The sequence below is a fragment of the Microbacterium sp. GbtcB4 genome, from assembly GCF_019091465.1.
In the GTDB taxonomy this organism is placed as follows: domain Bacteria; phylum Actinomycetota; class Actinomycetes; order Actinomycetales; family Microbacteriaceae; genus Microbacterium; species Microbacterium paraoxydans.
Window position 1 is genome coordinate 665,708 of record NZ_JAGXJJ010000001.1, and the last position, 20,367, is coordinate 686,074.

Annotated in this window: 22 protein-coding genes; 19 read left to right on the forward strand and 3 right to left on the reverse strand. The window is 65.1% G+C overall.

Annotated elements, in window-relative coordinates:
• The first annotated feature begins 15 nt into the window (after positions 1-15).
• The 12 genes from KVS71_RS03130 to KVS71_RS03185 all read left to right on the forward strand — a co-directional run bounded on the left by KVS71_RS03130 (position 16) and on the right by KVS71_RS03185 (position 10,257).
• Positions 16-441, forward strand: a complete 426-nt coding sequence (locus tag KVS71_RS03130; protein WP_193599326.1) for a PAS domain-containing protein — start codon at positions 16-18, stop codon at positions 439-441.
• A 17-nt stretch (positions 442-458) separates the two neighbouring features.
• Positions 459-1,232: an MBL fold metallo-hydrolase gene (locus tag KVS71_RS03135; RefSeq protein WP_193599325.1), complete on the forward strand. Its 774-nt coding sequence runs from the start codon at positions 459-461 to the stop codon at positions 1,230-1,232.
• 31 nt (positions 1,233-1,263) lie between these two features.
• The gene (locus KVS71_RS03140) at positions 1,264-1,686 is read left to right on the forward strand and encodes a hypothetical protein (protein WP_193599324.1); all 423 of its coding nucleotides are present in this window, start codon (positions 1,264-1,266) and stop codon (positions 1,684-1,686) included.
• 745 nt (positions 1,687-2,431) lie between these two features.
• Positions 2,432-3,832, forward strand: a complete 1,401-nt coding sequence (locus tag KVS71_RS03145) for an RNA-guided endonuclease TnpB family protein (protein WP_193599323.1) — start codon at positions 2,432-2,434, stop codon at positions 3,830-3,832.
• A gap of 163 nt (positions 3,833-3,995) precedes the next feature.
• Positions 3,996-4,316, forward strand: a complete 321-nt coding sequence (locus KVS71_RS03150) for a helix-turn-helix transcriptional regulator (RefSeq protein WP_217583741.1) — start codon at positions 3,996-3,998, stop codon at positions 4,314-4,316.
• Positions 4,306-5,667 (forward strand): type II toxin-antitoxin system HipA family toxin, encoded by a 1,362-nt coding sequence (locus KVS71_RS03155; protein WP_217583743.1) that lies wholly within the window; start codon positions 4,306-4,308, stop codon positions 5,665-5,667. Before KVS71_RS03150 ends, KVS71_RS03155 begins: the two co-directional genes overlap by 11 nt.
• Positions 5,668-6,027: 360 nt before the next feature.
• Positions 6,028-6,174, forward strand: a complete 147-nt coding sequence (locus KVS71_RS03160; RefSeq protein WP_193599320.1) for a hypothetical protein — start codon at positions 6,028-6,030, stop codon at positions 6,172-6,174.
• A 61-nt stretch (positions 6,175-6,235) separates the two neighbouring features.
• Positions 6,236-6,376: a hypothetical protein gene (locus KVS71_RS03165; protein ID WP_217583745.1), complete on the forward strand. Its 141-nt coding sequence runs from the start codon at positions 6,236-6,238 to the stop codon at positions 6,374-6,376.
• Between the two features lie 760 nt (positions 6,377-7,136).
• On the forward strand, positions 7,137-8,000 hold the full coding sequence (locus KVS71_RS03170; protein ID WP_217583748.1) for a helix-turn-helix domain-containing protein: 864 nt from the start codon (positions 7,137-7,139) through the stop codon (positions 7,998-8,000).
• A complete protein-coding gene (locus KVS71_RS03175) occupies positions 7,997-8,524 on the forward strand; it encodes a hypothetical protein (RefSeq protein ID WP_217583750.1) in 528 nt (175 codons plus the stop codon). The genes KVS71_RS03170 and KVS71_RS03175 overlap by 4 nt, the downstream gene beginning before the upstream one ends.
• Before the next feature lie 223 nt (positions 8,525-8,747).
• Positions 8,748-9,248, forward strand: coding sequence for an ImmA/IrrE family metallo-endopeptidase (locus KVS71_RS03180; protein WP_217583752.1), 501 nt, complete (start codon positions 8,748-8,750; stop codon positions 9,246-9,248).
• A 4-nt stretch (positions 9,249-9,252) separates the two neighbouring features.
• Positions 9,253-10,257, forward strand: a complete 1,005-nt coding sequence (locus KVS71_RS03185; protein WP_217583754.1) for a hypothetical protein — start codon at positions 9,253-9,255, stop codon at positions 10,255-10,257.
• On the opposite strand, the gene KVS71_RS03190 is transcribed toward KVS71_RS03185, so the two are convergent.
• Positions 10,254-10,832 (reverse strand): hypothetical protein, encoded by a 579-nt coding sequence (locus tag KVS71_RS03190; protein WP_217583756.1) that lies wholly within the window; start codon positions 10,830-10,832, stop codon positions 10,254-10,256. The two genes, KVS71_RS03185 and KVS71_RS03190, sit on opposite strands and share 4 nt — an antisense overlap.
• Positions 10,833-11,113: 281 nt before the next feature.
• Here KVS71_RS03190 and KVS71_RS03195 point away from each other — a divergent pair, with 281 nt between their 5' ends.
• Both KVS71_RS03195 and KVS71_RS03200 read left to right on the forward strand, forming a co-directional pair.
• Positions 11,114-11,899 (forward strand): hypothetical protein, encoded by a 786-nt coding sequence (locus tag KVS71_RS03195; RefSeq protein WP_217583758.1) that lies wholly within the window; start codon positions 11,114-11,116, stop codon positions 11,897-11,899.
• A 179-nt stretch (positions 11,900-12,078) separates the two neighbouring features.
• The gene (locus tag KVS71_RS03200; RefSeq protein ID WP_217583760.1) at positions 12,079-12,546 is read left to right on the forward strand and encodes a hypothetical protein; all 468 of its coding nucleotides are present in this window, start codon (positions 12,079-12,081) and stop codon (positions 12,544-12,546) included.
• A 697-nt stretch (positions 12,547-13,243) separates the two neighbouring features.
• On the opposite strand, the gene KVS71_RS03205 is transcribed toward KVS71_RS03200, so the two are convergent.
• Positions 13,244-13,627, reverse strand: a complete 384-nt coding sequence (locus KVS71_RS03205; RefSeq protein WP_217583762.1) for a hypothetical protein — start codon at positions 13,625-13,627, stop codon at positions 13,244-13,246.
• 716 nt (positions 13,628-14,343) lie between these two features.
• On the opposite strand from KVS71_RS03205, the gene KVS71_RS03210 reads away from it, so the two are divergent.
• Together KVS71_RS03210 and KVS71_RS03215 are read left to right on the forward strand one after the other, a co-directional pair.
• Entirely contained in the window at positions 14,344-14,967 is a 624-nt protein-coding gene (locus tag KVS71_RS03210; RefSeq protein ID WP_217583764.1) for a flavin reductase family protein, read from the forward strand.
• Entirely contained in the window at positions 14,964-15,656 is a 693-nt protein-coding gene (locus tag KVS71_RS03215; protein ID WP_199399126.1) for a helix-turn-helix transcriptional regulator, read from the forward strand. Before KVS71_RS03210 ends, KVS71_RS03215 begins: the two co-directional genes overlap by 4 nt.
• A gap of 234 nt (positions 15,657-15,890) precedes the next feature.
• Here the strand turns inward: KVS71_RS03215 and KVS71_RS03220 are convergent, their stop codons facing one another.
• Positions 15,891-17,105, reverse strand: coding sequence for an ROK family protein (locus KVS71_RS03220; RefSeq protein WP_217583766.1), 1,215 nt, complete (start codon positions 17,103-17,105; stop codon positions 15,891-15,893).
• A 96-nt stretch (positions 17,106-17,201) separates the two neighbouring features.
• On the opposite strand from KVS71_RS03220, the gene KVS71_RS03225 reads away from it, so the two are divergent.
• The 3 genes from KVS71_RS03225 to KVS71_RS03235 are packed head-to-tail and all read left to right on the forward strand — an operon-like array spanning position 17,202 to position 20,346.
• Complete coding sequence (locus KVS71_RS03225; protein ID WP_259980945.1) at positions 17,202-18,527, forward strand: ABC transporter substrate-binding protein; 1,326 nt, start codon at positions 17,202-17,204, stop codon at positions 18,525-18,527.
• Positions 18,524-19,468 carry a carbohydrate ABC transporter permease gene (locus KVS71_RS03230; RefSeq protein WP_217583770.1) on the forward strand — a complete coding sequence of 315 codons (945 nt, stop codon included), beginning with the start codon at positions 18,524-18,526 and terminating at the stop codon, positions 19,466-19,468. The genes KVS71_RS03225 and KVS71_RS03230 overlap by 4 nt, the downstream gene beginning before the upstream one ends.
• A complete protein-coding gene (locus tag KVS71_RS03235) occupies positions 19,468-20,346 on the forward strand; it encodes a carbohydrate ABC transporter permease (RefSeq protein WP_085605188.1) in 879 nt (292 codons plus the stop codon). The genes KVS71_RS03230 and KVS71_RS03235 overlap by 1 nt, the downstream gene beginning before the upstream one ends.
• The last annotated feature ends 21 nt before the right edge of the window (positions 20,347-20,367 follow it).

A 20,367-nucleotide genomic window follows, 5' to 3' on the forward strand; every position in this document is an offset into this window, starting at 1 on the left:
ACAGAAAGGCACAGCATGACAACGTCCGTCCAGCCGCCTGACTTCGAGCGTCTGTTCAACGCCATCAACGCGCAGTACATCGCCGTCGACCCGGACTTGCGGGTGGTCGCGGCGACCGACTCATTCCTCGCCGCAACGTTGAAGGAGCGCGCGAGTTCCATCGGGAAGCACATTCTCGATGTCTTCCCCGACAACCCGGACGACCCCACCGCGAACGGCACGGAGGTGCTCCGTCGCTCCCTCGAGGAGGTTCTGCACACCGGTCAGTCGCTGGTGCTCCAACCGCAGAGGTATGACATGAAGCGCTCGGACGGCTCGTATGAGGAGCGCTATTGGCAGCCCCACAACGAGCCGGTACTCGATGACGAAGGAAACGTCATCTACGTCCTCCACGGTGCGGAGGATGTCACCGCCCAGACCCTGTCCGCACGCAACAGCTGACCCCCGAGGAGCATCACATGTCCACTTCAGTCACTCTTGTTGGCGGGCCTACCGCCGTTCTCAACATCGGTGGAGTTCGAATCATCACCGACCCGACGTTCGATGCGCCTCAGACCTATCATCACCCCATCGCCGGGCCGGTTGTGAAGAACGCCGCTCCCGCCTTCACGCCAGAGGAGCTCGGGCAGATCGACATCGCACTGGCATCTCACGAGCACATCGATAACCTCGATGTCAGCGGCCGCGGATTCCTCACGATGGTGCCGCTCGCGTATACGACGGAGGAGGTTGCGTCGAACTTCGGGCCGAACGTTGTCGGCTTGGCGGAGCATGAGGCGCGCACCGTGCCACTCCCGGACGGCGGGGAATTGACCATTACTGCCCTGCCGGCCAAGCACGGCCCGGAGGGGGTGTGGGAGGCGCTCGGCCCGGTCATCGGTTTTCATCTGGCCGGCCCTGGGCTTCCGTCCGTGTACGTCAGCGGTGACAACTCGCAGATGGATGTCGTGGACGACATCGTCGACCGGTACGGGCCTGTGGACATCGCTGTGCTGTTCGTCGGCGGGGCAAAGTTCGACGTCATCGCCGACGGGAGCTACATCACACTCAGTAACGAGCTGGCGTTGGAGGCAGCTCAGCGGCTTCAGGCGAAGAAGGTAGTGGCCATCCACGAGGACTCCTGGGCTCACTTCAGCCAGAACGCCGAGCAGATCCGTGAGGTTTTCGCGGCCGCCGGCCTAGGCGATGCCATCGTCGCTCTCCACCCCGGCGATACCGTCAGCCTCGATTGACGCCCATAGGGAAACGATTGAAAGGAATGCCATGAACGCTCACTCGAACGACAACATCGAGGAAGCCCCAATGACGGACATGCAGAAGGGGAACTTCTCCGACCCCTCCGGATACGAACTGATCACCATCGGGCGAATCACCAAGCGCCTAGTGACGCTCGATGGGGCGAGCGCGCTGCTCATCAGGTTCCCCGTCGGATCATCGGTAACCGAAGACGCGGTAAAGACGGGATTCCTCGACACCGACATGTGTCCTCAGCCCCACGTCGCCTACATCCTCAGCGGCACGCTCGGAGTACGCCAGCGAGACGGCGCCGAGCAGACGTTCACTGTCGGCGACGTCATGATGCTCCCTCCGAATCATGAGGCATGGACAATCGGTGACGAGGACTGCGTGTTCATCGAGTTCATGCGCGGCACGAGCGATGTGTACGACTACTGGCCGGAGCACTAGTAGCACCCGACCTCACCTCCTGTGCGGTGTCAGACTCCGATGCGCTGTACGTGCCGGTCGCCGTGGCCGTCAGTCGAAGAGACGACGGCCATCGGGCCTCAGTATTCTCCATGACTCGGTGGAGGTTGACGAAGAACGCTCCGCTCGCAGGGAGCACGAAAGGAGGGGCGTGACGTCCGGTGACGTCAAGGCCACCGTCACCCGTGACCTCACTGACGCCGATGTTCAGGCCCGTATCAAAGGTGAAAGTAAGCCCAGTTCGCCCGTAGCCACTCAGGACGCCGTCCAAGGATCGGCTCGCCGACGTTGTCGCCGCAGGATTCCCGAGAAGCGCCTTGCGCCGCGTACATGGCCATCATGGCCGTCGAGACCGCGCATAGAGGAGGGGTGACCTACCCGGACCTGCCCGATGGCTATGAGCATGGCACCACCCGTGCCTACTCTCATTGCCGTCCTACGTGCGATGCGTGCCGTGCCGCGAACAGTGCCGCGGCCGCCGCGCGTCGTGCGGCTCGGTTGGCCGAGGGCATGCCGGAGAAGGCGCCCGGAACGCCGAGCGGGTACACGTTCTGGAGTTGTCGCTGCAGGCGCTGCAACAAGGTCGCCCGAGCACGGTCGAAGGCCCGCACTCGCGCCGCGCGGGTGAAGCCCGATCTCGGGGTCATGCCCGACGAAGTTCACGGCACGCCGCGGCTACAATCGCTGGAACTGTCCGTGCGCTCCCTGCCGCGCTGCCGGAACCGAGATGCGCGCTGACGCGCGTGCCCGGAAGCGCGGCAAACACGACGGCCCCGTCGCTGTCCGCCGATACAGCTATCGGATCTACCCAGAGCTCGAGGCGGCCGAGAACCTTCGACGTGTGTTCGGATCGTGCCGCTTCGTCTACAACTCGTACATCGCGCTCGCCCGAGAGCGGTACGCCGCAGGCGGAAAGCACCCGAGCGGCTACGACGCGGCGAAGACCCTCGTCACCGAGGCACGGAAGAGCCCGAACACTGCCTGGCTTGCCGAGGTGTCCCACACAGCCCTGTCGGCAGCCGTGCATGACGCCGCCGATGCGTACCGGCGCTTCTTCGATTCGGCAGCCGGCAAGATCCAGGGCCGACGCGTCGGACGCCTGCGGTTCAAGTCGCGGCGCACCTCGCGCAAGTCTGCTCGCTTTGCCGAGGATTCGTTCACGATCCGAGGCGGATGGCAGAACACCCGTCGCGGAGGAGGCGCGCTTCACCTCGCGAACATCGACCAGGACATCCCTGTCAACTGGCATCGCCCGCTTCCCGGGTACCCGAGCGCCGTGACCGTGCGCGAGGATCCCGACGGGGAGTTCTGGGTGTCGTTCATCGTCCGCGTTCCGGTCGAAGCCTCGAAGCAGCCGACCCGTCGTCCTCGGGCGGCCGGCATTGACGTCGGCCTGAACGACTACGCCGCGATCTCCTACTCCGACGGCACCCGCGAGAAGATCGCGAACCCCCGTCATTACCGTGCCGCGGAAGCGACACTGCGTCGCGCCGACAAGTACCTCTCCCGGAAGACTCCCGGGAGCCACAACTACGCGAAGGCGAAGCGAGCGCGAGCTCGTGCACATCGTCGCGTGGCAAACCTCCGTGAGGACCATGCCCGTCAGCTCGCCTCGAAGCTCAGCCGTGAGAACCAAACGGTCGTCATCGAGACACTGAACATCGCAGGCATGGCGAACACGAACATGGCCAAGAGCATCAACGATGCCGGCTGGGGACAGTTCCTCCGGTTCCTCGAAGAGGCGTGCACCCGCAAGGGGGTCGACCTCATCAAGGCTCCAAGGTTCTATGCCTCGACACAGATCTGCTCGGTCTGCTGTGAGAGCGGCGGTAAGAAACCGCTCAACATCCGCACCTGGCAGTGCGACTCCTGTGGGGTCAGCCTGGACCGCGACTACAACGCCGCGACCAACATCCTTGCCGCGGGGCCCGCGGTCTACGCCTGTGGACGAGACGTCAGACTTCAGCTCGCTGAAGCAGTCCCGGATGAAGCAGGAAGCCACCGATCCGAGGCGTCCACGGGCGTATCTCGCAGGCGGAAACGTGCCGCTGGCCGGCGCGTGCAGGCAAGTTCAGATCCGCGGAAAATCAAGGGTTTCCGGGGTGTCGTGGAAAGTCGGGGAGCTTAGCGTGGAATCGCCAGCAATCCTGTTTCACGAGCCCTACTCCCGACTGGAATCGCGGGTTTAGTGAACGACCCAAGCAGACTTTTAGAACTTGCGGATGTCTTTACTTTGACTTTGAAGTGGGTTCAATGCGAAAGTAATGAGTATGAGTAGGAAGAAAATTGTGATGACGGTGCAGGCCGCTGACGCTGCTCGTATCCTCGGGCAACAGATCCGACTCGGTCGGCATGCTCGCCGCATGACAGCGGCTCAGCTTGCGGAGCTCATCGATGTGTCCCCGCGGACAATGACGCTTATCGAGCGTGGCGACGCTGCCGTCTCGCTCGGACATGTCCTCAATGCCGCCGTGGCGGCCGGGGTGCCACTCTTCGACATCACGGACCCGAGGACCCTTGCTCGCACCCGCCAACAGGGCGAGCAGGCCCTTACGCTCATTCCTTCCAACGTCCGAAACCGACGAGAACAGGCAATCGACGATGACTTCTGATGGTCGGGCCTACGTCTGGATGTTCCCCCAGGGGAGCGCCGAACCCGTCGTCGCGGGGGTAGTGTTCCCATCCACCACTACGAAAGGCATGTCGTTTCAGTACGCCCGGTCGTACGTCGAACGCGGAGGAGTAGACCTCGGACCCGACCTTCCCGTCGAGCGGGGCGTCGCTTACCCGCCGGTGCCAATCCTCGATATGCCGTTCACCATTCGTGACGCCATGCCCGACAACTGGGGGCGTCAAGTCATCAATCGGCAGCTCGGGGTCGACCTCGAACACGTTCTTCCCGACCTGAGATACATGCTCGAGTCCGGCTCCGACCGCGTCGGTGCACTTGACTTTCAGGCAAGCGCCACAGACTACGTCCCACGACTCGGCGGCGGCAGGCTCAAGACCGTCGCCGAGACCGCCGTAGCCATCGATGACGACGCCCCCGCCGGGCCGGATCTGGACGCCGCAGTCCGGAACACGCTCACCGCGGCGGGAGGGTCCCAGCCGAAGGCGTTCGTTCGGTTGGACGGTCGGTCGTGGCTCGCGAAGTTCACGACAAACTACGACCGGGTGAGCCCGCTCATTAAGGCGGAACGCGCTGCGATCTACATCGCCGACAAGGCGGGTCTCGACGTGCCCGACGCGCGACTGGTGGACATCGGGGGTCGGGGGCTCACACTCCTCATCGAACGATTCGACCGCGTCGGTGACGAGCGGCGGATGGTCCTCTCCGGTAACACCGTCACCGAGTACGCGTCACCGGACGGGGCGTCTTATCCTCACCTTGTCGAGCGGCTAAGCCGCCTCAGTGCGAGGCCTGCGGAGGTAGGGCCCGAACTCTTCCGACGGTTGGCGTTCCGCATGGCGATGAGAATCGACGATGACCACCTGCGTAACGTCGCCGTGTTCTGGGACGGGACCAACGCTGAATTCACGCCCGCCTTCGACCTCTCGCCCGACCTGAATGCAACACCCGGAGGACTCACCGACATCGGCGGCGGAAGCCGCGAGTTCAGTCTCGAAGCGCTCGTGCGGCGCCACAGCTTCTACCGGGTGAGCCACGCGGACGCCCTGTCCACCGCACGTCACATGATTGACGCCGTCAGAGAACACCGTGAGGACGCGGCAGAGGTAGCTCAGATGACAGCGAGCGAGACACAGCTGCTGGTGCAGCGCACAGCCACCCCGGAGATCATCGGCGCCGTCGAGAGCACACATATCGCCACCCCTGGGCGCCCGTCTGCGGGACAAAGACGCCGAGGAGACCTCCAGCAAGGGACGACTCCGGCTGGAGGGAATCGTGGCAGCTTCGCCTCATCGGAGCATTCGCCGCCCGAGGTTGGGCTCTACGGCGAATAGGCCCTTCCGTGACGTTGCCGGCAGTGTTGTTCGCCGGCGGTGTTGACGGCGTGTTCAGCTCTTCCGCCGGCCCGAGATCCATCGCGGCCTTCGCGACGCCGCTGCGGGGTGGGGTTGTCCGGGGGTAGTGGGCGACGGGCCTGAGCCGGATCGGCTGCATGATGAGGATCATGGACCTTCCCTCGCTCTTGAGCGGCACAATTGACGTGTTCATCACCCTTGCTGAGTTGCTGCGAGCTCCTCCTGGATTCCGACCCGCTTCCGTGTCGTGAACGCATGTCGTCGTGAGCGCATGACGCTGCTTGACGACGCAATTGAACAGGCACCCGACGGTGACGCCGCCACGATGCCCGAAAGCTCATGATCGTCGCGCATCGCCTCGGCGCTGACTCCTTGCTCGCCTGGGTGAAGGCAGAGCTCAACGGCTATAGCGACGTCGCCAGCATTCCCGATTACCGCAGGCCGTTCACCGTCAACGCGCAGGCCGTCATCACTGGTCCGGGCTGAGCAAGGGCACAACCACCCCCGCGAGCAAGGGATCTCGGATGGATTCGACGGGCTGTCCGAAATGAGTTTCAAGGATCCTGTCGCGACGCTGGAAGCGTTCGCCGCATCTGAGTCGGGGATCGCGGTGCCCTGGGATCCCGCCTTCATCCCGTTGTACAACGGGTGGATCGAGGAGGGGTTGGTTCCCTTCATCGAGTATTGAGGGGTGTACAGCGCTCAGAGGGCTTTCCCAAAGGGAGCGCTTCGCGGGATCATCGACGTTGTCAGGACGAGGGCGCTCGAACTGGCGCTGGGCTAAGAGGAGTGGGCTTCTTCATCAAGGCGTTCGTGGTGAGGTTTCGTCAGCTCGGGGTCATCGACGATGCACAGGCGCGGAGTCTCTGCAAACAGATCTCCGCTCGGAAGCGGAACAAGTCTGAACCGTTGGAGGTCGGGAACGAGTCGGCTGTATGGTTCGCCAAGGTCATCGGCAACTCGACCAGGCGCGTCACTAGTGAGACGGGCCTCGGTGAGGCCTACTTCCGGAGATGGGTGGACTGGTCGCCGCGGGAGTTGAAGAGCGCAGGGGCAGTGATGAGCGTGATGCCTCCGTTTCGTCACACTCGGGATGAAACAGTGGAGGGCTCACTCGCCCCCGTGACGCAACTGCCCGTCGCCAACGGCCGATAGCCCGCTAACGGGAGCTCTTGCACGCAGGCCCCCTATCGCTCTCCGCCTGCGCCACGCCGAGACGCCGGGCCACGGACTTGGGCGAGTGCGGGTCTGAGAAAGCAACGGCCTGCGAGCGAGCCCGCCGGCGGATGGCTCTATCCTGGGATCGGGCAATACTAGGCGTCGCATGGCATAGCACCTGGCATCGCATCGGTGAATCGAACGGAGCGTCGCATTATCTGGTGCAAAACGGCAATCCAGGCCACCAGCGCTCTGGGACGAACGCTGACGCTCTGTGGCATGATGAGTCCATGACCACGGAATCGACCGAAGCGGCATCCGGCGAGGAGATCGCAGCCACGTCTGCGGAGACTCGCGCTGAGATGACTCGCCTTGCTGCACGCGGGTACACGCAGCTTCGTCACGTTCTGGTGCAACTCCCCGATGCGAAGAAGCCCCGCGCCTCTACCGCCGCCCGGGCCCTGAGTGCGCGTAAGCATCGAGCGCTTCTTCTCTACATTCTCCTCCTCACCTGCTGGCCTTGGCTCAAGAAGCGTACCTATCCGCTCGAAGCAGACGTCTGGGTGAGGGCGCTCGAATCGAAGACCGGACACACGTGGTCGACGTCTACGCTGTCTCGCGCTTGGGCGGACCTCGTCGAGATGGGGCTTGTGACGAAGGAACGCGAAGGTCGTCTGGTCCGCGTGACGCCCAGGCGAGAGGACGGCGCCGCGGAATATGCCGAGCCCGGCGGAAGAACGGATCGGTGGAACACATACTTCGTTCTCCCCGACGAGTTCTGGAATGAGGAGTGGTTCGCCAAGCTGAGCATGCCGGCCCTGGTCATGTTTCTCGTCATCGCGAAGGAGACGAACAACAAGGACGAGGTGTGGCTGAACTACGACCGGGCTGATGAGTGGTACGGCATCAAGGCGAAGTCCGCGCAGAACGGGTTGACGGAGCTCGTGGCGCTCGGCCTCGCCCACCGGCGTACTGAGCGCATCAAGGCGAAGCTCTCGCCAACCGGCGAGACGGTGCGCATGTGGTACTCGCTGACGGGGGTGTTCGGACACACGTCGAGAGCCGCTCTCCAAACTCGGGCCAAGAAGGCAACCCGCAAGCGTCACGCCGCGGCAAGCAAGAAGGTCTCCGGGGGCGGGAGCGCAGCGCCATGACGTCTCTGTTCATCGACGAGAGCAAGTCGAACGGCTACCGGCTCGCTGTCGCTGTCGTTGACGACAGCGACGTCACCCGGATCAGGGCGGGGGTTGCGTCGCTCCGGCTCGCGAATCAGCAGCGCATCCACTTCACCAAGGAGAGCGATCAGCGGCGTAGACACATTCTGAAGGAGATGCAGAAGCTCGGCATCCGGGCCTACGTCTTCCTCGTTGAGGGCCGTCTGGAGGCGTACGCGCGCGCCTGGGGGCTCGAACAGGTCGCTGAGCTGTGCACCACGGAGCCCGTCCAGAGGATTGTTCTCGAGACGGACGATTCCTTGGTCCGGTCCGACCGCCGGACGCTCTATGAACATCTGGATAAGCGCGGCCTGCGCGGGACGGTTAGTTATGGGCATCAGAGGGCAAGCGCCGAACCGTTGTTGTGGGCGCCTGATGCTGTCGCATGGTCAGATGCGAAAGGTGGGGAGTGGCGTCGCCTCGCGAGGCCGCTGATCGCGGCGGTTCACACACACGGGAGGTAAGAAACGCGAAACTCGGCACGCCGACCGTCCGGAAGGCTGCCGACCTCACTTCGCACCGCTACTGCAGTACGCGTTTCCAGAGTAATGCGTCCGACAATCCAGAGACAATCGGAGGGGAGGACTGTCGAGCGTCCGGGATACACCTTCTCCTACACATACGGCTTGCCGTGCGGCGGAGTGTCGTAGTTTCGGTCTAAACTGGCGATCAGAGGGGAGGGGCGCCATGACACAGAATTCTCAACTATCTACCGCTGCGATCCAGAAGTACGCAGAGAAGATCGCTGAGTTTCATGACATCTTCCCAGCGGAAGGGCAGCCGGCGGACCTCAACACGCTTCTCTTCAAACTCGGCGGGCGAACGGTGGTCTCGGAGAGCTTCTCCGGCGTGGAGGCACTCACTGTGCACGACACAGGCAGCTTCGTCGTGCACCTCCCGCCGATGACGTCTGGGCGCCGCGACCGCTTCACCATCGCGCACGAGCTCGGCCACTACTTCCTCCACTATCGGGAGCCCGGCCACACGGGGTATGCCACGTTCGGCCGTGGTAACCGCAACCCGATGGAAACGCAGGCGAACTACTTCGCTGCGGCATTGCTGATGCCATCAGAGCGGTTCACGCGTGCGTTCCGGCGCCTCGCGGGGGACGTGTGGGCGCTCGCCGACGCTTTCGAGGTTTCTCCGCGCGCCGTCGAGGTTCGCGCACAGTCCCTCGGGCTGAGCTAGACCGGTGGCTGCGGGGGCCAAGGGACGCTCCGTCCTGTTCTTGTCTGCGGACCTCGTCGGGTCGACGAGTTACAAGCAGAAAGAGAAGGGTGTCTGGCAGGGTGTCTTCCTCAGCTTCTACCGGCAGTTCCCCCAGTACCTCAGCGCGTCGTCGCGAGAACACGATCAAGAAGCGGTTGAAGCCCCCGATTTTCGCCTATGGAAGGCGGTGGGTGACGAACTCATCTACGAGGTAACCGTCACGCACGAGCAAGAGGTCAGCCGTGCGATCCGAATCTGGCTGATGGCTCTCGAGCTTTGCGAGACCGACATCCTTCAAGAGGCGAGCCTTGGCCTCAAGGGCAGCGCCTTCATCGCAACATTTCCGGGACCGGACAGCGAAGCGACCATTCCTCGTAATCCGAAGACCGAGAAGTCCGACCTCGGCGTGGTGACTCTCAACGATGCCGCGCTGAAGCCCAAAGGCGGCGTCCGTTCCCACTCGCGCTACCAGTTCGACTACTTCGGCCCGAGCATCGACACCGGCTTCCGGGTCAGCTCGCACGCGAGTCACCGCTATTTCACCATGTCGGTGGAAGCTTCCTGGGCCTTGGCTCTTGCCGCCGCCGGAAACAACACCAATTCCGGGCGGGATGACCATCTTCATGTTAAGGATGTTGTCTTCCGTGGGAACGTACTCTTGAAGGGCGTATGGGATGGCCGCGAGTATCCGCTGTTTGCCATCGACCGGCACTTCCACGACGGTGTGAACAAGAGCGTCGCGAAGCTCGTGCAGACCCCGCCCGAGGCCCAGGACATCATCGACGTTTGTCACGCCTGCAACAGTGATGACAACTGGCCGTGCGCCATCTACCTGCCAGCCTCAAGTAACGTGCACATGCAGGTGGAGCCTGAGGACGCTATGGCCACCCTCCGTGCATCAGAGCAGACCTCGGCAGGCTTCGAGAAACTGACGAAGGGCGCTTCTGGCGGCGGCAAGGATCTGAAAGCAGATCCGCCTCTCAGCTAGCTCAGAGCGTTGAATGCGACAGAGACGGCCACCGAAATGATGGCCGACGACAACAGTCCCGCGAAACCTCCGGTTGCGCGTCGCACCGCGGTGAACTTCGACTCCGCGACGGCCGAGAGCTGGATGGCCTGCTCGTAGGCGTCGATGTATGACGGTGTGGCCGCCGCGTGATCGAGCAGGGCTGCATGATCACTGGTTGACAGGCTGGGCCAGGAGAACCGGTTAAGTTCGAACGAGCGACTCCCGCGAGGATAGATCGCGATGAGTAGCCAGCTCAGAGTGAAGATGAACGTCCCAATGCCAGCGAGGACGAAGATGCCCACCACCAGCGTGTGCACCTCGCCCTTGGTCATCGCAGTCACGATCACTGACGCGTTCGTGACGTACATGGTCGCAACGACTCCGAGCGCGGCCGTGAGAATAGTCGCCTTCGTGTCAGCGAACTTCACCCACTCGGCGGCCTGGGTGAGTGCAAGATAGCTGCCTTCGCGCGAGTGGTCGACGACATGCTCGGGTGCGGGTGTTGTGCTGCGGCGTAGCTTCGCCAGCTGGTTGAGTAGCCGCATGTCGATCATCCGTCCTCACCCCGGTCGTAGGAGGGGCGCGCTCTGAGAGTACCGGGACGACCGCGTCGCTCGCGCACTAGCCTGACAGCATGCCCGATGTCTCTTCCGCACCGAAACCCTCCCGTCGTTCGACCGGCCGGGCGAACGGAGACTAGTAGCAACGAGCGAGCGAAAGAGGTCCGCGGCTCGCAAGCAGTAGCCCGTCGCCGCCTTACGCTGAGATCGTACGCCCAGACGACTTCCTACGAGACGAAGTTACGACCGAGGACGGCTGGACTAGCCGTTCCATCGTGCTCGACATTGACCTCCTGCGTCAGATCCGCGGCGGATCGATCCCCCAGCACCCCGATGAGGAAGTGGGGCTTGCGCTCACGCTCCTCGCCCGCCGGGAGTTCACCGCCTACGGGACCGACTCCGGCAACCTGATCACTGACGAGGGGTCAAGGGACCTGGTCAGGACTCTCGCGGCCGTCGCCCGGCGACTTGGCGTGGAGGAGTTCATGCCTCCTTTCCTCGACTTCCCCGCCTTCCGCACCTACTGGAATCAGCACGAGGGATACGGAAGTTGGCAGGCGCGACGCGACATGGTTGTCACCTGGTTCGAGCCGCTGCAAGAGCGACTTGAAGCCCTGGAAGACGCGAGCGTCGCCGGGGAGCTGGTCGACCCTATTACCGCTGCGCCGCGGATGGGCTGGCCCGCCGTCGATGCGGAGGTGCAAGAGCTTCGACGACACTTCCACACCGCGCGAACCGTGCAGGACTACCGGAACATCGGCAACGACTGCGTGGCCGTGCTCGAAGCCCTCAGTGCAACGGTCTACGACCCGGCGCGACACCTTCGGGAAGGCGAGCTCGAGCCCGCCGTGGCACAGACGAAGCAGCGACTAGAGCGATATGCAGATGTCGCATTCCCAGAGCCCGGGAACGTCGAGATTCGGGCGCTCGTCAGGAAAACCATTGAGTTCGCCCAGGCTGTCAAGCACATTCCGGATGGAACGCGTGTGCGCGCTGGCATCGCTGCCGACTCGGTGATTCAGCTCGCCAACATTCTGCGGCGAATTGCCGACAACGGCTAGCGATATCGAAGAGCGCCCTGTGTCGCGTAGTGACGCGAAGGTAACTCTCGCTCAGCGCGGGAGTGGGGAGTGGCTTGGTGAAACGTTTGAGCGCCTCAGGGCCCCGACCCGCTGAAGGTCAGGGCACCTCCGAGTCTCGAGCGAGCTCGAGGGTAGTTATGCGCAGATAGGGTCAGAGCGTGAGACGCAAGTGGGATTCGAGCACGAGGCGGTACGCGTGGGCCCTCGGCATCGTGTGGGCCCTCATCATCGTCGGGATCTATGTCTACACCGAGGTCCCGAGTGCCGAGCGCGGCACCCAGGCCCTGACGACGACCGTCGTCGCCGGCGACTATACAGAACCGGTGGTGACCATCACTGGTGGCACGCTAGTCTCCTCGCGCCCCTCCGGCATGAGGGGAGAATTGGAGACCTTTGTCGAGTACCAGATGGCAGGTGCCACGAACGCATGGAGGGGACCTCAACTCGTCGCGCGCGTCGTGCATGACTCCGGGGCTGTCATGGTTTGCCGGATGGGGAAGACCTACCTTCTCGACTCCAGCCCGTCCACGTACACGTTGCGGTGCGACCGGACGGTCGACGTCGACAAATTGGGGGAGTGGACAATGGCGGAGCTGTCGCCAATGCGACGGTACCCCGTTCCCTGACTCTGCGGTCGGGCCGCGCGTTACACGACCACAGGCTCGTAGAGCGCAACGGTTGCGGTCTCCCGGCGGGCCGCGACGGAGCCCGCGCCCGGGACGGCGCGCTTAGCCGCGCTGGTGCTGTCGGGGAGCCGCTCCTCGGTGAACCCGGACGCGTTGCGCGCGGAGCTGAGGCGGTACCGTAGCGGTGCTAGTGCTCAGGCGGGCGTCGCGCAGCACGCGGCCGGCGTCCTCGAAAGACATCGGTCCGCCACTCGTGTCCAGCACTGCGTCGGAGATGACGCGTGCGGCATGGCTTCGACGCTTCATCGACAGAGAAGCAACGCCGGGGAAACGCCCAATGGCCCTGAAGAAGTAGGCCTGTGCGGAGAGCCTGTGCCCTGTCACAATTACCACCTACTTCCAAGTCGGGCGAGGAACCCTAAGGGCTGTTTTCTCAATCTTACCGGGCAAAACTTGCATCGGGAACCTTTTCTCATCTCAACCATCAGCCACCGCTGTGCCGTGACCTCGGCCTCTGCGATGAGCTTGTTGCCAGACAAGTGAGCGAGCTCGCGGAGCTCCGTGATCTCGAGTACGTACTTGAGCCAGTGCTCTTCCGCTCGTCCCCACGAACTATGCGACCGTGTCCAGCGTTCGACGAAATCAGCCCAGATCGGACCCTGGGTGCGCAGATCGGCTAGTCGCTGAGCTGGTCGGGTCACGACTGATCTCCGCTGATGATGTCCGGCTTCGTCTTCGCGCGAAATGCTGCCAGCTGCGTGGTGACGATGTAGCCGACGACGCCACCCACTGTGGCAGGAACGGCAAGCCAGCCGACGGCCGTGAGAACCACTGCGCTCAGATACTTGTACCAAACCCTGATCTCTTCTGACGGAGCGCGCACGCCCGCGAGGTAGTCGAAACCATATGCGGGACCCACGACGATCCCCGCGATGATAATGACCACGGCGAGCGGCACGAGGTACTTCCACCCTTTCGAGAGCAGCCACTGCACGAGTGGACTGCGGGCGCTCCGTTGAATCCTCTTCTGAATATCCGCCTCGGTGGCGGATGGCGGTGTCGGATCGAGCGGCTCTGGCATGGTTCGGATGATAGCGGGCATCCTACGTTTGGCCAGAAACTGTCGACATCGCTCACCCTCTCCGTGCTCCAGAGCGCCCGGACCGTCGCGCGGGGTCGGCGACCTCGGAGCGTCGACTCATCGCGGGCGCTACGCCACGAACGAGCATCCGCCGCCAGACATACCTGTCTGAGCGATCATGCCCTCATGAGCGGGTGACGCTCCGCGACGACGTGATCAAACAGGCCTCAAACGGCGACGAGGCTACGCACCCCAAGTTCATCGCCTATCGCTCGGCCCTGGCTCTCTGCTGGCCTGGGTAAAGGCCGAGCTGAGCGGCTACGACGGCGTGCATGACCTCCTTCCTGCCGAGGGCCCTTTCCAGTGACGCGGTACGACGGGTACTTCGCGCCGGTTCCCTGAGCACGGTGGGAACCGCTCACTGCTCGGCAGGTCAATTACGTGCGGGCGCACCTCGCGTCGCGTCGCTGAGCGCCGTTTCGTGGAGCAGCATCCTAAGGAGCAGTGACGGCGTTCGTGGACCCGAGGTCCAGTGTTTCCGGGGGCGCTGCACCGGATCACATAGTTTGACGATCCCGGTCCGACGCGCTCCTCAGCGACTCCAGTGTTTGCCTGGATCAACAACAGCGCATCTGGATCATGTGTCGTCGACGGGTCATACTGAGGGAGTCCACACTTCGGCGCGGCCCGAACGATCGGGTGGCGAGAATGGACGGATGAGAACCACGCGGAGCGTCGACCTGCCGGTGTTGTACTTCGGGACTCCCGTCGCGCTGATCACCACGGTCAACCCCGACGGGTCGTCGAACATCAGCCCGATCTCGTCCGCATGGGCGCTGGGGACGCGGTACATGCTCGGGCTCGGTGCCGAAGGACAGGCGGCCGCGAACATCGAACGGGTCAGGGACCTCGTCATCAACCTCCCCTCCGCCGACCTCGTGCACGCCGTGGAGGCGATCGCGCCGACCACCGGCCGCTCGCCGGTTCCCGCCGAGAAGGTTCCCGCGTACCGGCATGAGCCGGACAAATGGAGTCTCGGGGGTTTCACCCCTGTCCCGTCGGAGGCGGTGATCCCCTTCCGGATCGCAGAATGTCCGGTGCAGATCGAAGCGCGCGTGGCGCAGATCATCCCGATCGACGGCGGCGACGCACTGGCGGTCGAAGCGGAGGTCCTGCAGGTCCACGTGCACGAGGACATCCTGAAGGCGCACGGACCGGACCGCATCGACACGGACAAGTGGGACCCTCTCTCCTACGCCTTCCGCCACTACTTCGCCCAGGGGCCTCGGGTCGGCTCCAACTTCCGCGCGCCGCTCCTCGACGACACCGTCGTGGCGTGATCGTCGATCCCTCATCCGTGTCCCAGCTGGGACACGCGCTCAGCAGCCCGACCCGGGTGCAGATGTGTCTGGCGCTCCTCGACGGCCGGGCATGGACGTCCGGCGAGCTCGCGCGTGCCGCCGGGGTGTCGAGGTCGACGGCGTCGGAGCACCTGACGACGCTCCTCGACGTCCGGCTCGTCGCACTGCGCCGACAGGGGCGGCACTCCTACGTCACCCTCGCGTCTCCCGACGCTGCGCACATCATCGAGGCCGCGACGGCATACGCCGGGAAGGCGGCTCCCGTCTCGAGCCTTCGTTCAGCGACGGCGCGAGACGGCATGGCCCTGGCCCGCACCTGCTACGACCACCTCGCCGGTCGCCTGGGGGTCGCCCTCTTCGACGCGCTCGTCGAGCGGGGGCACCTCACGCCGGACCTCGCGGTGACCGCGACGGGGCGCGACCTGTTCGAGAGCATCGCGGGGCCGGATGCTCTGGTGCCGTCGTCTCGTCGTCCTCTTGTGCGGAGCTGCCTCGACTGGACCGAACGGCGCTCGCATCTCTCGGGCCACCTCGGAGCCGTCCTCCTCCGCGCCGCGCGTGACAGGGGCTGGATCCACGCTCAGCAGACCTCGCGCGCCGTGACGATCTCTCCCGCCGGCACGGCCGCCTTCCACAGCCTCTTCGGTATTCCGCCGACACTGTCCTGACCGCGACCACCCCGTCCGTGCGACGCGTGACACAGGCGTTCGCGCGGGAACAGGCTGCTAGGGGTGGGAGAGCCTGAACTCCCGCGTTCGCCTGAGTGCGCGCGGGGGCCTGTTCTCGCGACAGGGGACCGCGACACAGGCGTTCGCGCGGGAACAGGCTGTCAGGGGTGGAGGGGCCTGAACTCGCGTGCTTGCCTGTTCTGGAGAGGGAGAGGGAGAGGGAGAGGGAGAGGGTCAGGCGGTGAGACGCTGCTCGGCGAGGCGGGGAACGGCCCGTTCCCGGGCGGCCTTCCGGGCGGTCGCGACGGCCCCGGCTGACACGACCTCCGCGCCGAGCGTCGAGGCGAGGATCTCGGGTGCGGGCAGGTGCAGCTCGTCCGGGAGGATCCGGCGGGCGGCGGCCAGCACGGGTTCGATGCTCTCCGCCACGGCGCCGCAGATGATCACGCGCGCGGGGTCGTACATGCTGCCGAGCACCCCGACGACGCGGGCGAGGGTGGCGCCCACGCGCTCGGCGACGCGGAGGGCGTCGGCGTCTCCGGAGGCGGCGAGCGTCAGCACCAACCGGGGATCGACCGGCCCATCCGCCACAAGCCGGCCGATGGGTCCGTCGGCGGCAGCCTCGCCGTCCGCGACGGCGGCCCGGGCGTGCTCCTCCAGCGCGTGCCGCAGCCCCACCGCCGAGCCGACGCCGACGATGTGGTCGAACACCACGCCCTCGCCGACGCCGCCGTGGGCGCCGTGCAGTACATGCCCGTCGACGACGACGCCGCCGCCGAAGCGCTCGCTGGCGAGCAGGGCCACGTAGTCGCGGCAGTCGACGGCGACCCCGAGCGTCCCCTCGGCGATCGCGGCCAGCTGGGCGTCGTTCTTGACCTCGACCACCGGTGCCCAGTCGCGCAGAGCGTCCGCGAGGCCGGGGTTCGTGCGTTCCCAGAAGCCGTCGGGGTGCGGGGGTGAGATGCCGTCGCGGTTCACGGGGGCGGCGACACCGGCGCACACGGCGAGCACGCGATCCGGGGGCACCCCGGCCTCGTCGCGCGCGGTGGCGAGGTGCCGCAGGATCGTCGCCCGGCGGTCGTCGGCGCTCTGCGCGGGATCGACCTCCACGCGATGATGCACGAGCGTGCGGTCGAGCAGATCCGCGACGGTGACCGCGAGGTGCGTGTCGCCGGCGTCGATGCCCATCACCACGCCGAGGTCCGCCGCGAGGGCGAAGCGGCGCGCGGGGCGTCCGGAGCGGTAGTCGCCGATGGCGCGCGCGTTCGGCAGCTCGCGCAGCACCTCGGCGGTGACGAGCGTGTCGATGGCGTCGATGGCCGTGGAGCGGGTGAGCGAGGTGCCGGCCATCGCCTCGGTGGCGGTGAACTCGCCGGCCGTCCAGGCGAAGTCGAGCACCGCGCTCACACTCGCGCGGCCGGTGCCGAGTCCTGTCGAGACCTCTGCCACTCCCCTTGACCTTTCTGTCGCCCAGATGAGACAGTACCTCTAGACGGACTAAATTCGCTCACTAGATTTACTCCGCGGATCTACGAAAGGACGATGGTGTCTGCCACACGATCACGGGCGGTGCGCTGGGCCGCCGGAGCGCTCGGCCTCGTGCTGACCGGCACGGCGCTCACGAGCTGCGCCGCCGGAGGTGGAGCGGAGACCATCCGCTTCACGTTCAGCAAGCGCGAGGCCATCCCGTTCATGACGGAGCTCGTCGCCGAGTACAACGCGTCGCAGGACGACGTGCGGGTGGAGATCGACACGTCCGGCGTCGACGTCGTCTCCGCGAGCTTCGTCCGGGGCAATCCGCCGGACATCATGCTTGCCAACTACAACTACGAGGTCGCCCGGTTCGTGCAGCGCTGCGCGCTCACCGACCTCTCCGACACCGAGGCCGCCGCCGGGATCCGCGACGACCTGCAGCCGCTCATGGACCAGTACGGCTCCTGCGCGGGCCGCACCAGCGCCCTGCCGTACTCGGTCATGGCCGCCTCGGTCATCTACAACAAGCAGATCTTCGCCGAGCAGGGCCTGGAGGTGCCGCAGACGTGGGACGAGCTCCTCGCCGTCAGCGACAGCCTCCGTGAGGCCGGGATCGACCCGTTCTACGCCACCTTCAAGGACGACTGGACGGTCGGGCAGGGGTGGTACGACTACGCCGTCGGCGGCTCGCTCGACGTGCTGGCGTTCTTCGATGCGCTCGCCGCCGAGGGCACCGATGTCGGCCCGGACTCGGAGGTCTCCTTCGAGAAGGACTTCGCGGAGCCGATGGACAAGATGATGGTGCTCGCGGACGAGTACACGAACGAGGACGCCGCGAGCCGGGCGTACGGAGACGGGAACCTCGCCTTCGCGAAGGGCGAGGCCGCGATGTACCTGCAGGGGCCGTGGGCGTTCAGCGAGATCGCGAAGACCGACCCCGACCTCGACCTCGGCACCTTCCCGCTGCCCATGACGGACGACCCCGCCGACCTCGCGGTCCGCGTGAACATGGACCTCGCGGTCATGATCCCGGAGGAGTCGAAGCACCAAGAGGCCGCACGCGACTTCCTGGAGTACCTCTACCTTCCCGAGAACATCGAGGAGTACAACGCGTCGCAGCTCGGGTTCACCCCGACGACCGACGCGGCGCCGCCGGACGACCCGCGCATCGAGGGCATGATCCCGTACTACGACGAGGGCCGGATCTACCAGGGCCCCTCGGTGCTCGTCCCGAAGACCCTCCCGATCTTCAACTACGCGCAGGCCATGGTCCTCGGCGCCGCCCCGTCGTCCATCCTCCGCACCATGGACGCCGACTGGGCTCGCATCGCCTTCCGCGCCCCCATCCCGAGTTCCGAGGATTCCGCATCGGGCGAGACAGAGGAGTCCGCGCCATGAGCACGACCACGACCACCGGCGCCGACGCCGGGACGAGCACCACCGCGATCCTCACCGGCGGGCCGCGGAAGATCCGCCGTCACACCCGCCGCGTCGAGCCGATCTACTACCTGTTCCTCCTGCCGACCCTCGTGATCTTCACGCTCGCGATCACCGTCCCCGGTGTCCTCGGCATCTTCTTCAGCTTCACCGACTCCATCGGCATCGGCGAATGGAGCTTCAACGGGCTGACGAACTACATCGCGCTGTTCAGCGACCCGGCCATCCTGCAGAGCTACCTCTTCACCTTCGGGTTCTCGATCGCGACCGTGATCGTCGTCAACGTCATCGCTTTCCTGCTGGCGGTCGGCCTCACGTCCCGCATCCGGTTCAAGACGGGCCTGCGGACGATCTTCGTGATCCCGATGGTGATCTCGGGCATCATCATCGCCTACGTCTTCAACTTCCTGTTCTCGAACTCGATCCCCGCGGCGGGCGCGGCCACCGGCATCCCCTGGCTGGAGACGAGCCTGCTCGCCAATCCCGACCTCGCCTGGGTCGCGATCGTCATCGTCACCGCCTGGCAGGCGGTCCCCGGCACGCTCCTCATCTACATCGCCGGGCTCCTATCGGTACCGGGTGAGGTGTACGAGGCGGCGAGCATCGACGGCGCCAGCCGCACGCAGCAGCTCACCCGCATCACCATCCCCCTCGTCGCCGGATACGTCGTCATCAACGTGATCCTCGGCTTCAAGGGCTTCCTCAACGCCTACGACATCATCGTCGGCCTCACCAACGGCGGCCCGGGCACCGCCACCCGCAGCGTCGCGATGACGATCATCGCGGGCTTCAACGGCGGCGACTACGCCTACCAGATGGCCAACGCCACGATCTTCTTCATCGTGGCCGTGCTCATCTCCGTCCTCCAGCTCTCGCTGACCCGCGGAAGGAACACGTTCTGATGTCGACGGAGACCCTCACCACCATCCCCGCGGACGGACGCCGGAAGCGCCAGAAGATGGAGCGCGTCAACTGGTCGGGCACCATCATCCTGATCCTGTGCACGGCGACCATCCTCATCCCGCTGTATGTGACGATCTCGATGGCGTTCAAGACCACCGGCCAGGCGGTCGACGGCAACGCGTTCTCGCTGCCGGCGCCGTTCAGCATCGACGGCTTCGTGCAGGCGTGGACGTTGACGAAGTTCCCGGTCGGCGCCGCGATCTCGCTGCTCGTCACGGCGGGGACGGTCATCGCGACGATCGTCCTCGCGGCCTTCGCGTCGTACGCGATCGTGCGCAACTGGGACCGCCGGCTGTTCCGGTACTCCTTCTTCTACCTGCTCGCGGCGATGTTCATCCCGTTCCCCGTCGTGGCGCTTCCGCAGATCCAGCTCACCGGGCGCGTCGGTCTCGACAACCCGTTCGGCGTGATCATCCTCGCCACCATGTTCCAGCTCAGCTTCAGCGTGCTGCTGTTCACGGCGTTCCTGCGCTCGATCCCGATCGAGCTGGAGGAGAGCGCGCGGATCGACGGTGCCACGACCTGGCAGACGTTCTGGCGGCTCATCTTCCCGTTGCTCGCGCCGATGAGCGCCACGGTCGGCATCTTCGCCTTCCTCTACGCCTGGAACGACTTCATGATGCCGTCCTTGATCATCTCCGACCCGGCGCTGCAGACGCTGCCGGTGCGGCAGAACCTCTTCCAGAACCAGTTCAGCAACAACTACAACGTCGCCTTCGCCTCGTACCTGATGGCCATGGCGCCCGCGATCGTCGCCTACCTCTTCACTCAGCGCTGGGTGATGGAGGGCGTCACGCAGGGTGCCGTCAAGGGCTGACCCGACCCCCGCAAGAAACAA

What these genes read in the sequence shown, in the direction of transcription:
- KVS71_RS03205 (WP_217583762.1), bottom strand. Translation starts at nt 13,627, where the DNA reads ATGCCAGAGCCGCTCGATCCGACACCGCCATCCGCCACCGAGGCGGAT.
- KVS71_RS03135 (WP_193599325.1), top strand. Translation starts at nt 459, where the DNA reads ATGTCCACTTCAGTCACTCTTGTTGGCGGGCCTACCGCCGTTCTCAAC.
- KVS71_RS03180 (WP_217583752.1), top strand. Translation starts at nt 8,748, where the DNA reads ATGACACAGAATTCTCAACTATCTACCGCTGCGATCCAGAAGTACGCA.
- KVS71_RS03150 (WP_217583741.1), top strand. Translation starts at nt 3,996, where the DNA reads ATGACGGTGCAGGCCGCTGACGCTGCTCGTATCCTCGGGCAACAGATC.
- KVS71_RS03170 (WP_217583748.1), top strand. Translation starts at nt 7,137, where the DNA reads ATGACCACGGAATCGACCGAAGCGGCATCCGGCGAGGAGATCGCAGCC.
- KVS71_RS03130 (WP_193599326.1), top strand. Translation starts at nt 16, where the DNA reads ATGACAACGTCCGTCCAGCCGCCTGACTTCGAGCGTCTGTTCAACGCC.
- KVS71_RS03160 (WP_193599320.1), top strand. Translation starts at nt 6,028, where the DNA reads ATGATCGTCGCGCATCGCCTCGGCGCTGACTCCTTGCTCGCCTGGGTG.
- KVS71_RS03190 (WP_217583756.1), bottom strand. Translation starts at nt 10,832, where the DNA reads ATGATCGACATGCGGCTACTCAACCAGCTGGCGAAGCTACGCCGCAGC.
- KVS71_RS03140 (WP_193599324.1), top strand. Translation starts at nt 1,264, where the DNA reads ATGAACGCTCACTCGAACGACAACATCGAGGAAGCCCCAATGACGGAC.
- KVS71_RS03155 (WP_217583743.1), top strand. Translation starts at nt 4,306, where the DNA reads ATGACTTCTGATGGTCGGGCCTACGTCTGGATGTTCCCCCAGGGGAGC.
- KVS71_RS03230 (WP_217583770.1), top strand. Translation starts at nt 18,524, where the DNA reads ATGAGCACGACCACGACCACCGGCGCCGACGCCGGGACGAGCACCACC.
- KVS71_RS03165 (WP_217583745.1), top strand. Translation starts at nt 6,236, where the DNA reads ATGAGTTTCAAGGATCCTGTCGCGACGCTGGAAGCGTTCGCCGCATCT.
- KVS71_RS03210 (WP_217583764.1), top strand. Translation starts at nt 14,344, where the DNA reads ATGAGAACCACGCGGAGCGTCGACCTGCCGGTGTTGTACTTCGGGACT.
- KVS71_RS03145 (WP_193599323.1), top strand. Translation starts at nt 2,432, where the DNA reads ATGCGCGCTGACGCGCGTGCCCGGAAGCGCGGCAAACACGACGGCCCC.
- KVS71_RS03235 (WP_085605188.1), top strand. Translation starts at nt 19,468, where the DNA reads ATGTCGACGGAGACCCTCACCACCATCCCCGCGGACGGACGCCGGAAG.
- KVS71_RS03175 (WP_217583750.1), top strand. Translation starts at nt 7,997, where the DNA reads ATGACGTCTCTGTTCATCGACGAGAGCAAGTCGAACGGCTACCGGCTC.